Genomic DNA, 12,066 nt, shown 5'->3' with positions numbered 1-12,066 from the left:
TTAAATAGATTCTCTCTTTTTATTTGCATAAGTTAATCAATATGATTGTGAATACTTAAAATAATTCCATATCAGCATATAGAGTTAGAGCTACATTAATTTAAATCTTAAAGGACAAAATAAATAATAGAATTATTTGAAAAGGAGAGCTAACCATGGATATAGAAAAGATTGTTGAAATTGTTGAATCACGAGGTGTAATTAATGTAACTTATAACGGAAACCCAGTTTGGATAGAGGGTATTAGCAAGGAGAGTAACGAAGTAAGGGTTAAAAATATAAAAACAAATGAAGAGTTTATGGTAAGTGCATCTAAGTTAAAGGAGGACTAATATTTTATATCCATACAAAAATACAGATTTATGAGTTTGAATGAGCTTAACTTAACAGAAGATGATATACATTTAAAATAAGCACTGACACAAAGTTGGTGCTTATTTTAAATGTATTAGTATTATGTAGTAATTTAAAGAAAATTTCACATTAGTTCTTCATTTGAAAAACTTAATGTTTTAGCTTTGATATATAAATTATTAAGTCGAATTTCTAGACTTTTTATAGACCATATGCATTCCTCTATAAGATGTAGGTCATCTGTTTCATTCCATTTATTGTACTCATTTTCTATTCTTAAGTTAACATCATTAATAGATTCTAGAATCTCCTTTAAATTCATAATACCACCCTTCATTATAATCTTGTTAATTGCGTAAAAATATGTTTTATATAGATATATTTTAGATTCAGTAGTCTTATGCTATAAACTTTATTATTGCTATTTATATAAGTAGAAAGTATATTGATGAAAAAATTTAGAATATAATAAAAATTTACAATTTCATAACACAAAATAAAAATAGAAATGATACACTAAATTTGAGGTGATAATATTGGAAGTTCGTTTAAATGTAGAGCAGTTTAAATTGCTAGCACTTAAATATCAAGAAGAAAAGAAAAAAGGAAAAAAAGATTTAAGCAATTACATTGCGGACAGATCATTTCGAATAAAGAAACGCTGCGGATATTTTAAATAAAGATAAATCCCATACTTTTTTTGAAGTATGGGATTTATAAACAATCTAAGCTGGTAATATAAATACCAGCTTTAGAATTTTATAAAGGAAGTATCATAATGGGGATATGTATTAGATTATAACCACATAAAAATAAGTTAAACAGATAATGTAAAAGTTTTTTAAAAAGCTTATGCATTTAACAACTAAAAAAATTCATGCATTTAATTTCTTTAGTGTTAAATGTTTAGGTTTATTTTACATTATTTAGGAATTTTGCCTTAAACTTTATAGGATAATTAAGTTTAAACTGTACAAACTGTAAATACAAAGCATAGTACAAATTTTAAAAAAGGAGGAACAAAATTATGGCAAATAGAAATAATAGAGTATTAGTTCCACAAGCTAAGCAAGGATTAGATCAGTTTAAGATGGAGTCAGCAAGAGAAGTAGGCGTAAACTTAAAAGAAGGTTACAATGGAGATCTTACTTCAAGAGAGGCTGGATCAGTAGGCGGAAACATGGTTAAAAAAATGGTAGAAGCTTATGAACAAGGCTTAAAATAATAAATAATGAATAAATAAAAAGTCTACATTCTTTTGATTAAGAGTGTAGACTTTAATAATTTATCAAACATATGTTTGACAGAGGCATTGGTGAAATACTGGTGCTTATTTTTTAGAAAATTATTAGTAAAACTAAATGGAAGTGAAAATTACATATTAATAAATTGTAAAAGTTGTGACGTTATTACATAAATTCCTTCAAATGCTACACTTAAGGTAGAAAGGAGGGATATTATGGATAAAGTTGAAGAATTGATAATTAAAATTGACGAAATGCGAAAAACTATGTGTGACTTAATTGATCAGCAGACAGGCTTAATGGATCAAAAAGTAGTGCAAGCCAGTCAAAATCTTGATGAAGTTCTTAATTCCTATCACAAGCTTTTGGAAAGTAAAAAAAGAAAGTAGTCAAGAAGCCTAAGAAAGGAGGAGAGACAAAGGAGGTCTCTCCTCTTCCTATTGTATTTTAAATACAAGTATGAGCTGAAGAAAAAAATATTTAAGTTGTTTGATAAAGCATATTTTATAGAGAAAGAGATTAGAAAAGTAAAAAGGGGCTATATGCCTCAGTGCAATAGCTAAAAAGCAAGTACTATTTTTTATGATTGATTTGATTATTATCATTAAGTAAATCGTTAAGTGGTGCTAAATGAACCTTATCATAATCTACATAGTCAGCTGGGTTTTCAACAATTTTAGGGTTGGAAACAAATGCGCTGGCGAAGTCAGCGATTGAATCTTTGTCCCTATCATTTAATTTATCAGTCATAATATCACCTCCAGTAATATTATGAGAAAGAATTTTTTAAATATGTGTGATTTGAAAAAGACATGAAAGATTAAGTAATGAACTATGAAAGAAGAATGATAGTGATAAATATATAAGAAATTTTAATATAAAAAGAAGATGATGAGGATAGAGTTGCAACACTCTATTCTCAAACAATATTTTAATGAACTATGAATTCTGATGAAATGAACCGTTTAATTCTCTACTTATAAATGATTCATCGCCACCAGCAGTTAGTGAAGAAGTAGTTTCGGAATCTTTATCAGATAATCTATTAAAACTATCAACTTCCGAGTAATTCTTTAATCTTTTATCTTGATCACTCTTACTTAAAATGTTTTTATTGGCATCCATTAATAACACCTCCATTCTTTATATTGTGCAGATAAAATATAAATATAAGGTTTTATAAAAAGAAATTAAACAGTGGTGCAACAGTTGATTCTAAACTTAAAAATAATAAGCTTTGCATAATAGATATTAGTGCTTTATAATAAATCATTGTAAAAGTTAATTTTTATGTTTGTAAAATTGTTTACAAAAGCAGTTTTAATTGATTTTCCTGATACTGTTAACAGCTTCAAACTTAAGTGTATCAATAGCTTTACATATTAATATAGTTATTGAATAAATAATTATATTATATTACTATAATATAGATAATTAATATTATATAAATTGATAGGTTATAGAATCAGCGGTTTAAATAGCATAAAATAAAAGGATGGTGATGTAATGGCAAAGGTCTTAGTAATCGGAGGAGGTCCAGCAGGTATGATGGCAGCTTTAGCTGCTGCAGATAAGCATACTGTAATATTAATAGAGAAAAATGAAAAATTGGGTAAAAAATTATTTATAACAGGCAAAGGTAGATGTAATATTACTAACGGAAAAGATATAAGCGAATTTTTTGATTATATACCTGGTAATCCGCACTTTTTATACAGTTCACTCTATACCTTTACCAACGAAGATACTATGAAGTTTTTTGAAAATGCTGGTGTTAAATTAAAAATAGAAAGAGGAGAAAGAGTATTCCCTGAATCTGATAAATCCTCTGACATAATAGGAGCCTTTCAAAAAGAACTACATAGAAAAAAAGTAGATGTTAGATTAAGCAGTAGAGTTAAAAAAATCATAAATAATGATAATAATATAGAAGCTGTTCAACTTGAAGATAATACAGTTATAAAAGGTGATTATTTTATATTATGCACAGGTGGAATGTCCTATCCTCAAACTGGGTCCAGTGGAGAAGGACATAAATATGCTAAAGATTTAGGTCACAGTATAACAAAAATTGCTCCCTCTTTAGTTCCTATAGAAGTAAAGGAACCATGGATAAAAGAGCTTCAGGGACTTTCTCTTAAAAATGTACAGTTAACAATACTAGACAATAAAAATAAGTCTCTTTTTAAGGAGTTCGGTGAAATGCTCTTTACTCATTTTGGGATTTCAGGACCTATAGTATTAAGTGGAAGTAGGGTAGTAACTGAAGGAAAAAGTTTAAAAGCTGTTATAAATTTAAAGCCAGCATTATCTCAAGAGGAGCTTGATAAAAGAATACAAAAGGATTTTGCAAAATATATAAATAAGGATTTTAAAAACTCTTTAGATGACTTACTTCCTAAAAAATTAATTGACATAGTTATTAGGTTTTCTGAAATTGATCCCGATAAAAAGGTTAATTTGATAACTAGAGAAGAAAGAAAGAAATTGGTACATCTTTTGCAAAACTTTACATTAGAAATAAAGGGATTAAGACCTATAGCGGAAGCCATAGTTACTGCAGGAGGAGTTAGTGTTAAAGAAATAGACCCTTCTACAATGCAATCTAAGATTACACATAACTTATACTTTGCAGGCGAAGTAATAGACGTAGATGCCTATACTGGAGGATATAATATTCAAATTGCTTTATCTACGGGATATTTAGCTGGAATTAAGGTTGGTGAAAAGCAATGATAGCTCTTAGAGGTGCTACTACTATTTTATGTAATTGTGAGGAAGAGATAAAAAAGTGTTCAGTGGAATTATTTGATGAATTAATTAAAAGAAACAATTTAGAACTCGATAAAATTCTTACAATTGAATTCTCTTGTACTAGAGATATTACAAAGTCTTACCCAGGCAAGTTTATAAGGGAGAATTTCGATGTTAAACATGCAGCTATAATGCATTTTAACGAGATGTACGTTGAAGACAATGTAGAGGCATCTATGCCCTTATGTATTAGAATTTTAATACTCGCAGACACAAATCAAGAAAGTAGAGAGTTTGTATATTTAAATAATGCTAGAAATTTAAGGAAAGATTTATTTAGCGAATAATAGTAAAAATTAAAGGATTTCAAACACTTTTATAGAATATATTAAAGATAGTTTAAAATGTGTTACCTTTGGAAAGGCGGAATGAAACTTTGAATATATCTGTAGCAATTGACGGACCTGCTGGATCAGGAAAAAGCACTATTGCAAATATTATAGCTGAAAGATTTAAATTAATGTATATAAATACTGGCTCAATGTACAGAGCAGTTACACTTATGGCGATGAGGAATAATATTAGCTTTTCTGATATAGAAGGTATATGTAAACTTACAAATTCACTTGATATGCATTTTGAGAATGATAAACTTATTGTTAATGAAGAGGATGTTTCTGAGGAAATTAGGCTTCCAGAAGTAAGTAATAATGTGTCTAATTATGCGGCCATTCCTGAAGTTAGGGAAATATTAGTTAAACTTCAACAAAATATGGCACATAAATATAATGTTATTATGGACGGCAGGGATATAGGAACTGTCGTTCTTAAGGATGCTCCACTTAAGTTTTTCCTTACAGCAAGTGCTGAAGAGAGGGCTAAAAGAAGGTGCAAGGAGTTTAAGGAGAAGGGAATAGATACAGAATATAATAATGTGCTTAATGATATACTAAAGAGGGATTATATAGACTCTAACAGAAAAAGTAATCCCTTGTGTAAAGCGCAAGATGCCATTGAAATAGATTCTTCAAAGCTCTGCATAGGTGAAGTTGTAGAAGTTATTTCTGGTTACGTAAAAGAATACATTGAAAAAAACAATTAATAGTTGAAGGTGAGTTTATATGCAAGTTATATTAGCTGACAAGGCAGGCTTTTGTTTTGGAGTAAAAAGAGCTGTAGACGAAGCGGTAAATATTCAAAATAAGTATGATAAGAAAATATATACTTTAGGACCATTAATTCATAATACTGATGTAGTAAATTATTTAAAAGAAAGATATATATATCCTATTGATATAGAGGATATAGATAAATTAGAAAAAGGTGATGTTGTAATCATACGCTCTCATGGGGTGCCTAAAAAAATTTATGACCTTCTTGAGAGTAAGGGAATCAATGTAGCGGATGCAACTTGCCCTTATGTTTCTAATATACATAAAAAGGTGAAAAAATATTATGATTTAGGATACTCTGTACTTATAGTTGGTGATAGTACCCATCCTGAAGTAATTGGAATAAATGGTTGGTGTAATGACGATGCAATTATAACGAAGGATGGATCAAATCTTGAGAAACTTCCTAACAGGTTATGTGTTGTATCACAAACTACAGAAAAACAATCAAACTGGGAAAAGGTTTTAAATATAGTTGTTAAGAGTTGTAAAGAATTTATTGCCTTTAACACTATATGTAGTGCTACAGAATTAAGACAAAAGGCGGCAGGAGAAATCTCTAAGAAGGTAGACATGATGATAATTTTAGGAGGGCGTAATAGCTCCAATACCACTAAGCTATATGAGATCTGTAAAGATAATTGTTCTAATACTATCCATGTTGAAAATTCAGGAGAAATACCTGATGATATAATTAATTCTAATAAAATAAAAACTATAGGTGTTACAGCGGGGGCTTCAACACCGGATTGGGTAATAAAGGAGGCAATTTCAAAAATGGGTGATGATAAAAACTTAGAAATGAATGAGCAGCTAGCTTATATGGAGCAGAATGACAAGCCGATAATAGTAGGAAAAATTATTAAAGGGAAAATAATTTCTGTAGGTGAAAAGGAAGCTTTTCTAAATATAGGATATAAGGCTGACGGAATACTTCCGAAAAATGAAGTAGTAAAAGATGATTCCACAAACCTTAGTGATATGATTCATGAAGGTGATGAGTTAGAAGTAAAAATTATAAGAAGAAAAAATGAGGACGGATATGTAGTACTATCAAGAATAGAACTTGAAAGAGAAGAGACTTATAAAGAACTAAAAGAAGCTAGTGAGCAAAATAAATTAATCAAAGTATTAGTTAAAGATGCGGTAAATGGAGGACTAGTAGCAAGTTTTAAAGGGATTAGAGTATTTATACCAGCATCACACTTAGAACTTTTTCATGTAGATAACCTTAATCAATACATAAATAAAGAATTAGAGGTTAAATTAATTGAATTTAAAGAAGAGAGAAAAGGAACTAGAATAGTAGGCTCAAGAAGAGAATCATTAAAATTAGAAAAAGAAAATAAAGAAAAGGAAACATGGAGCTTACTTGAAAAAGATACTATTGTAGATGGCGAAGTAAAAAGGCTTACAGACTTTGGTGCTTTCGTTGATGTACAAGGAGTTGATGGACTACTTCATGTATCTGAAGTATCATGGGGCAGAGTAGAAAAGCCAGGAGATGTGCTTAACATAGGGGACAAAGTAAAAGTTTATATATTAGGTTTAGATAAAGAAAATAAAAAATTATCTCTATCTATGAAAAAGGCCATGGAAAATCCTTGGACTAATGTAGATATTAAGTACCCTATAGGCAATATAGTTTTAGGAAAAGTTGTTCGTTTTGCAAATTTTGGAGCTTTTGTAGAATTAGAGCCAGGGGTTGATGCATTAGTTCATATATCACAAATAAGTCATAAGAGAATAAACAAACCGGAAGATGTTTTAAATATTGGTGAAGAAATTAAAGCAAAAATACTAGAAGTTAATAAAGAAAACAAAAAAATAGGATTAAGCATTAAAGAAGTAGATGAAATTTAAAAAATATTTATAGTGAACTTATATATTTTTGAATAAAAATATCTATAAAACTTATTTAAAAATGCGTGTAATAAAATGTTTATATGCACGCATTTTTTTATTATTTTTCAATAAGATGCATAGAAAAAAAGAGAAAAGTTTAAAAAATCAGAGTTTTATAGATGTATTATTAAAAAAATAGCTATATATATTGACTTTTTTGTTATTTTTGATAAAATTTAATTGTTATATTTTTATGTAAGGGGGTAAATACGTAGAATGCATGAATTAGGACGTCATATTTTAGCAGAAATTTATGGATGTAATTCTGAGATTTTAAACAATAAAGAATTTATAGAAAAGATAATGGTTGACTCTGCTTTGAAGGCAGGTGCCGAAGTTAGAGAAGTAGCCTTTCATAAGTTTAGTCCACAAGGTGTAAGTGGGGTTGTTATTATATCAGAATCTCATTTAACTATTCACACTTGGCCAGAGCTTGGTTACGCCGCTGTAGACGTATTTACTTGTGGTGATAAGATAAATCCATGGGACGCATGTAATTACATGACAGAAAAATTTGAAGCAAAGAACATGACTGCTACTGAAGTAAAGAGAGGAATCTTTGAACAGCCAGTATCAGTTAAGGCGTCAAATATATAGAAGACCATCGACACCGATGGTCTTTTATTTTTTAATAAATGTAATAATTTCTGCTTTCCATAATATAATTTACTAGAGAGCTTATGGGAGGTAGAAAAATGGAAGACAGGAACATTAATTCCATTGATAAACTTTCAGAAAAAGAAATAAGAATGGTAAATAGAGTTTTAGAAAATTACAGTTTTGATGTTATTAAGTTCGTTAAAGTAAGAAGTGCCTATAAATTGGAAACTTCTTTTGGAAATATATGCTTAAAAAGAATGAAACATGGTGAACACAAACCTCTTAATGGAAGTATATTGGTCCAAGAGCTTGTTGACAAAGGATTCTATAATATAGCAAAATATTACAAAACAAAAGATGATAGAATATATGTAAAAAATAGAAACTCATTTTTTTATGCTACTGAATGGATTGATGGAGAAGAGTGCGATTTAGATAATATAGAAGAAGCAAAAAATTGTGTAAAATTATTAGCACATTATCATATAGCTTCAAGTAATATAGATATTAAAAGACTTAAAGTTAAAAATAATTTAAAAAACTGGCCTGTGATTTTTAAAGATAACCTTCAGGACTTAGAAAAATTTGAGAGAATTATAAATAGAAAAAAGATTAAAAGCGAGTTTGACATTGCCTTTGGCAATTATATAGAGAGTATATATCATAGAGGGATGGTTGCTCTCAATTTTCTAAATACTTCTGAGTATTATAAGTTGTCAAGAGAAGCTAGTCAAAATAAAACTATATGTCATGATAGCTTTTACTATCAAAACATCATTAAAAAGGATGGAGAGTACTATATAATAGACTTAGATAGCATAATAGTAGATCTCCATGTAAATGACCTAGGAAAGCTTATAAGACGCCTGATGTTTAAGAGAAGCTATAAATGGGATTTTGAAAAAGCTAAGATATTAATAGAAGAATATAATTCTATTAGCAAGCTTGACAAAAGTGAGTTAGAAATAATGTTAGCTTTAATTATATTCCCTCATAAGTTTTGGAAGCTTGGTAAAAAACGATATATAAAGCATAAAGGATGGGATGAGTTCAAATATATGCATAAGCTAAATAGATTAGTAAGATATAACGGTAACCAGGATAAGTTCTTGGAAGATTATTTGAATTATCTTAAGGATTACCAGTAAAGGTTTTGACTTAGATATAATTAAGTTTTATACTAATATTGAACTAGAATTAATAATAAAATACGACATGGGGATAAATTTTATGTATGAATGTGTAGGCTTAAATAAAAGAAACCTTATTTGTTTTGAAGAGTTAAATAAAGCTAGATATGAATTTAACACCTTAAATGAGGACTTTTTCGAAATCTACAATAAATGCAATTTTGCTCAACAAATTCTTTTAAGAAGAAAAGTTAAATTACTAAAAGATGATTCAAAATATATAGGATATATATGGTCGGATATGAATGATAAAAATTCATGCTGTATAAACGCTATAAGCGTTTTAAAGGCTGTGGGTAATATAAAGACTAATATGCTATATAAAACTCTGATAGACACTATAAAAAGAAATTGTTCAATAACCTATCTATGTGAAAGTAACAATTATAATTATGATATTTTAAAGGATGTAGGGTTTAGAAAAAAAGAGGGTACCCTAGTTCTCTATTCTAATGTTTCAGAAAATATTCCTTTGTATCCAGATGAGAATTTGGAATTTGAGATTTTAAAAAGAGAAAGAGATGAGCAAAAAAGATGTGAAATTCAGAATGAGGTTTTTAGAGATGATAACAGAGTGCCATTAAGTATAGAAGATATCTACTTTGATCAGGTACAAAGTTATTATTTTGATAAAGGTGCCGTATTCTTAAAAAAAGATGGAGAATATATTGGATATGGTCAAATAATAATTGAAGATAACATTCCGGTTATAGTTAATTTTGGGATATTAAAGGAATATAGAGGTAATGGTTACAGTAAATCTTTTTTAAGCCATCTTTTAAAAATAATAAAGGATACTGGATTTAAAGATGTAAAAATAAAAGTAAAGAATACTAACATTCCTGCGGTAAATTTATATGAAAAGTTAGGCTTTAAGATTAAAAATGAAGTGTGTACGTGGGAATTAAATAGATAATTTATAAAAAAACACCCCATAGTTAAGTTATGGGGTGTTTATAATTTCTATTTATGAGTTTGTTTATATTGTTCTACTGCCATTTTTAATAAATTAATAGCATCTCTTAATGCTTCACAATTTAAACTGACAGTAATTATTTTATTACATTTTCCATAGGAATATGAACTGTTTTAAATTCAAACATGGATTCATATTGAATTTGCCTAAAATATGCTCTGTCTCCAATACAGTCACATCTTATACAGTCGTTAGTTTCCCTAATGTTGTTCAATTCATCAATATTGTTTAAAACTTTAGCATCATACATATAAACTCCTCCTTTTAGGAGTAGTTTTACCTAAAAGGGGAGTTTTATACAGCTAAATTACATACAATATTAGTAAAATTTTGCAAGGACTTTTCCTAATCTTTTTATTCCTTCAACTATTTTCTCTTCATCCATACATGAATAATTCATTCTAAAGAAGTTAGGATGTCCTCCGTTAGGGAAGAATGATCCACCTGGAACGTAAGCAACATTTTCTTTTAATGCTTCCTTTAATACGTCAGCAGCATCAAGGCCTTCTTTTAATTCTACCCATGTAAATAATCCACCAGTTGGGAATGTGTACTTTATTCCTTCTGGGAAATATTTCTTTATGCTATCAATCATAAGATCTCTACGATTCTTATAAACTACTTTTATTTTTTCAATGTGTTCATTTAAATTATGAGTTTCCATGAATAAAGCAGTTAGTCTTTGGTCGAATGAGCTACATTGTAAGTCAGCACCTTGTTTTACTATTATATATTTTTCTAATATTTGTGGTGATGCGCATATCCAACCAATTCTTAATCCAGGACAGAAAGTTTTTGAGTATGTTCCAAGATAAACAACCCAACCTTCTTTATCAAAACTTTTTATTGAAGGATGTCTTTTACCTTCAAAAATAAGATCTCCATATGGGTTGTCTTCAATTACTGGAACTTTATATTCAGCAGCTAGCTCTGCTACACGTTTTCTTCTATCATCTGACATTGTTCTTCCAGTTGGGTTTTGGAAATCTGGTATAGTATATATCATTTTAGTATTTGGATTAGCTTTTAATGCTTTTTCTAATTCATCAACTATCATACCATTGTCATCCATTGGTATTTCAACAAAATTTGGTCTATAAGCTTTAAATGCATTGATTGCACCTAGATAACTTGGGCTTTCGCATATTATAGTGTCGCCCTCATTAACGAATATTCTTGCTGAGAACTCAAGTCCTTGTTGTGAACCAGATGTTACAGCAATATCGTTTGCTGAAACGTTTACTCCTGCTGGAGACATTCTTTCTTTTGCAATTATTTCTCTTAAAGGTGCAAAACCTTCAGTTGAGCTATACTGTAACGCTAATCTGCCATTTTTCTCTAAAACTTTTTGTGCAACTTCCTCCATTTCCTTTACAGGGAACAACTCTGGTGCAGGTAATCCACCAGCAAAAGAAATAATTTCTGGCATTTCAGCTAACTTTAGTAATTCTCTAATCTCTGATGCCTTTAATCCCATAGCTCTTTCTGAAAAACGTACTTCCATAAAATATCCCTCCGAAATTAATTTTTTAAGGTCTACTTAGTATATTATTCTACAAAAATCGAAAAAACCCTTCTTTGAGAATGGAAAAATGCATAAATTGCAGTATAAAGAAATGGTTGTCTCAAAATTAAGAAAAATCTGTAAACCTTTTCAAATTTCATTAAATTAATATTTAATATTCTCTCCACTATCAATCATACAATTTTTTTTGTAAGTTTTCAATGACAATTTATAATGATTTGAGATTAAAAAGGGGATAAATAGTTAAATTTATTAATATATACTTGCAAAGAATAAGTATATAGAAATGATTTGAAGGAACGATTCTTTCTCTTTTAATTTTATATAAAATACAGTATAATATATT

16 protein-coding genes are annotated in these 12,066 nt (G+C 28.9%); 11 read left to right on the top strand and 5 right to left on the bottom strand.

Annotation, left to right across the window (positions count from 1 at the left end; all coding sequences use genetic code 11):
• Window positions 1–155 precede the first annotated feature (155 nt).
• On the top strand, window positions 156–332 hold the full coding sequence (locus I6U51_RS07215) for an H-type small acid-soluble spore protein (RefSeq protein ID WP_211141991.1): 177 nt from the start codon (window positions 156–158) through the stop codon (window positions 330–332).
• Between the two features lie 146 nt (window positions 333–478).
• Here the strand turns inward: I6U51_RS07215 and I6U51_RS07210 are convergent, their stop codons facing one another.
• Window positions 479–676 carry a hypothetical protein gene (locus I6U51_RS07210; RefSeq protein WP_211141990.1) on the bottom strand — a complete coding sequence of 66 codons (198 nt, stop codon included), beginning with the start codon at window positions 674–676 and terminating at the stop codon, window positions 479–481.
• 214 nt (window positions 677–890) lie between these two features.
• Here I6U51_RS07210 and I6U51_RS07205 point away from each other — a divergent pair, with 214 nt between their 5' ends.
• The 3 genes from I6U51_RS07205 to I6U51_RS07195 all read left to right on the top strand — a co-directional run bounded on the left by I6U51_RS07205 (window position 891) and on the right by I6U51_RS07195 (window position 1,987).
• Window positions 891–1,034 (top strand): hypothetical protein, encoded by a 144-nt coding sequence (locus I6U51_RS07205; RefSeq protein WP_178909724.1) that lies wholly within the window; start codon window positions 891–893, stop codon window positions 1,032–1,034.
• 347 nt (window positions 1,035–1,381) lie between these two features.
• Complete coding sequence (locus tag I6U51_RS07200) at window positions 1,382–1,579, top strand: alpha/beta-type small acid-soluble spore protein (protein WP_178909723.1); 198 nt, start codon at window positions 1,382–1,384, stop codon at window positions 1,577–1,579.
• Between the two features lie 234 nt (window positions 1,580–1,813).
• The gene (locus I6U51_RS07195; protein ID WP_211141989.1) at window positions 1,814–1,987 is read left to right on the top strand and encodes an aspartyl-phosphate phosphatase Spo0E family protein; all 174 of its coding nucleotides are present in this window, start codon (window positions 1,814–1,816) and stop codon (window positions 1,985–1,987) included.
• A 184-nt stretch (window positions 1,988–2,171) separates the two neighbouring features.
• Here I6U51_RS07195 and I6U51_RS07190 read toward each other — a convergent pair whose 3' ends face one another.
• Together I6U51_RS07190 and I6U51_RS07185 are read right to left on the bottom strand one after the other, a co-directional pair.
• Complete coding sequence (locus I6U51_RS07190) at window positions 2,172–2,348, bottom strand: hypothetical protein (protein ID WP_211141988.1); 177 nt, start codon at window positions 2,346–2,348, stop codon at window positions 2,172–2,174.
• 189 nt (window positions 2,349–2,537) lie between these two features.
• The gene (locus I6U51_RS07185; RefSeq protein WP_211141987.1) at window positions 2,538–2,723 is read right to left on the bottom strand and encodes a hypothetical protein; all 186 of its coding nucleotides are present in this window, start codon (window positions 2,721–2,723) and stop codon (window positions 2,538–2,540) included.
• Window positions 2,724–3,104: 381 nt separating this feature from the next.
• Here I6U51_RS07185 and I6U51_RS07180 point away from each other — a divergent pair, with 381 nt between their 5' ends.
• The 7 genes from I6U51_RS07180 to I6U51_RS07150 all read left to right on the top strand — a co-directional run bounded on the left by I6U51_RS07180 (window position 3,105) and on the right by I6U51_RS07150 (window position 10,135).
• The gene (locus tag I6U51_RS07180; protein WP_211141986.1) at window positions 3,105–4,334 is read left to right on the top strand and encodes a BaiN/RdsA family NAD(P)/FAD-dependent oxidoreductase; all 1,230 of its coding nucleotides are present in this window, start codon (window positions 3,105–3,107) and stop codon (window positions 4,332–4,334) included.
• Complete coding sequence (gene aroH, locus I6U51_RS07175) at window positions 4,331–4,699, top strand: chorismate mutase (RefSeq protein ID WP_211141985.1); 369 nt, start codon at window positions 4,331–4,333, stop codon at window positions 4,697–4,699. The genes I6U51_RS07180 and aroH overlap by 4 nt, the downstream gene beginning before the upstream one ends.
• Before the next feature lie 89 nt (window positions 4,700–4,788).
• Window positions 4,789–5,454, top strand: a complete 666-nt coding sequence (cmk, locus tag I6U51_RS07170; RefSeq protein ID WP_211141984.1) for a (d)CMP kinase — start codon at window positions 4,789–4,791, stop codon at window positions 5,452–5,454.
• A 19-nt stretch (window positions 5,455–5,473) separates the two neighbouring features.
• Window positions 5,474–7,387 (top strand): bifunctional 4-hydroxy-3-methylbut-2-enyl diphosphate reductase/30S ribosomal protein S1, encoded by a 1,914-nt coding sequence (locus I6U51_RS07165; RefSeq protein WP_211141983.1) that lies wholly within the window; start codon window positions 5,474–5,476, stop codon window positions 7,385–7,387.
• A 258-nt stretch (window positions 7,388–7,645) separates the two neighbouring features.
• A complete protein-coding gene (gene speD, locus I6U51_RS07160; protein ID WP_178909716.1) occupies window positions 7,646–8,026 on the top strand; it encodes an adenosylmethionine decarboxylase in 381 nt (126 codons plus the stop codon).
• 98 nt (window positions 8,027–8,124) lie between these two features.
• A complete protein-coding gene (locus I6U51_RS07155) occupies window positions 8,125–9,177 on the top strand; it encodes a CotS family spore coat protein (RefSeq protein ID WP_246517141.1) in 1,053 nt (350 codons plus the stop codon).
• A gap of 82 nt (window positions 9,178–9,259) precedes the next feature.
• Window positions 9,260–10,135: a GNAT family N-acetyltransferase gene (locus I6U51_RS07150; protein WP_211141981.1), complete on the top strand. Its 876-nt coding sequence runs from the start codon at window positions 9,260–9,262 to the stop codon at window positions 10,133–10,135.
• A gap of 136 nt (window positions 10,136–10,271) precedes the next feature.
• Here the strand turns inward: I6U51_RS07150 and I6U51_RS07145 are convergent, their stop codons facing one another.
• The gene (locus tag I6U51_RS07145; protein WP_211141980.1) at window positions 10,272–10,445 is read right to left on the bottom strand and encodes a hypothetical protein; all 174 of its coding nucleotides are present in this window, start codon (window positions 10,443–10,445) and stop codon (window positions 10,272–10,274) included.
• A gap of 69 nt (window positions 10,446–10,514) precedes the next feature.
• Window positions 10,515–11,699, bottom strand: coding sequence for an aminotransferase-like domain-containing protein (locus I6U51_RS07140; protein WP_211141979.1), 1,185 nt, complete (start codon window positions 11,697–11,699; stop codon window positions 10,515–10,517).
• Window positions 11,700–12,066 lie beyond the last annotated feature (367 nt).

The sequence above is a fragment of the Clostridium aciditolerans genome, assembly GCF_016316925.1.
Lineage (GTDB): Bacteria > Bacillota > Clostridia > Clostridiales > Clostridiaceae > Clostridium_AM > Clostridium_AM aciditolerans.
The sequence above is the reverse complement of the archived record's forward strand: the minus strand, read 5'-3'. Positions and strand labels throughout refer to the sequence as shown.

Coding starts and splice junctions, on each gene's coding strand:
- I6U51_RS07185 (WP_211141987.1), bottom strand. CDS start 2,723: ATGGATGCCAATAAAAACATTTTAAGTAAGAGTGATCAAGATAAAAGA.
- I6U51_RS07150 (WP_211141981.1), top strand. CDS start 9,260: ATGTATGAATGTGTAGGCTTAAATAAAAGAAACCTTATTTGTTTTGAA.
- I6U51_RS07195 (WP_211141989.1), top strand. CDS start 1,814: ATGGATAAAGTTGAAGAATTGATAATTAAAATTGACGAAATGCGAAAA.
- I6U51_RS07215 (WP_211141991.1), top strand. CDS start 156: ATGGATATAGAAAAGATTGTTGAAATTGTTGAATCACGAGGTGTAATT.
- I6U51_RS07200 (WP_178909723.1), top strand. CDS start 1,382: ATGGCAAATAGAAATAATAGAGTATTAGTTCCACAAGCTAAGCAAGGA.
- I6U51_RS07180 (WP_211141986.1), top strand. CDS start 3,105: ATGGCAAAGGTCTTAGTAATCGGAGGAGGTCCAGCAGGTATGATGGCA.
- I6U51_RS07165 (WP_211141983.1), top strand. CDS start 5,474: ATGCAAGTTATATTAGCTGACAAGGCAGGCTTTTGTTTTGGAGTAAAA.
- I6U51_RS07190 (WP_211141988.1), bottom strand. CDS start 2,348: ATGACTGATAAATTAAATGATAGGGACAAAGATTCAATCGCTGACTTC.
- speD (WP_178909716.1), top strand. CDS start 7,646: ATGCATGAATTAGGACGTCATATTTTAGCAGAAATTTATGGATGTAAT.
- I6U51_RS07210 (WP_211141990.1), bottom strand. CDS start 676: ATGAATTTAAAGGAGATTCTAGAATCTATTAATGATGTTAACTTAAGA.
- I6U51_RS07145 (WP_211141980.1), bottom strand. CDS start 10,445: ATGTATGATGCTAAAGTTTTAAACAATATTGATGAATTGAACAACATT.
- I6U51_RS07140 (WP_211141979.1), bottom strand. CDS start 11,699: ATGGAAGTACGTTTTTCAGAAAGAGCTATGGGATTAAAGGCATCAGAG.
- I6U51_RS07155 (WP_246517141.1), top strand. CDS start 8,125: ATGGAAGACAGGAACATTAATTCCATTGATAAACTTTCAGAAAAAGAA.
- aroH (WP_211141985.1), top strand. CDS start 4,331: ATGATAGCTCTTAGAGGTGCTACTACTATTTTATGTAATTGTGAGGAA.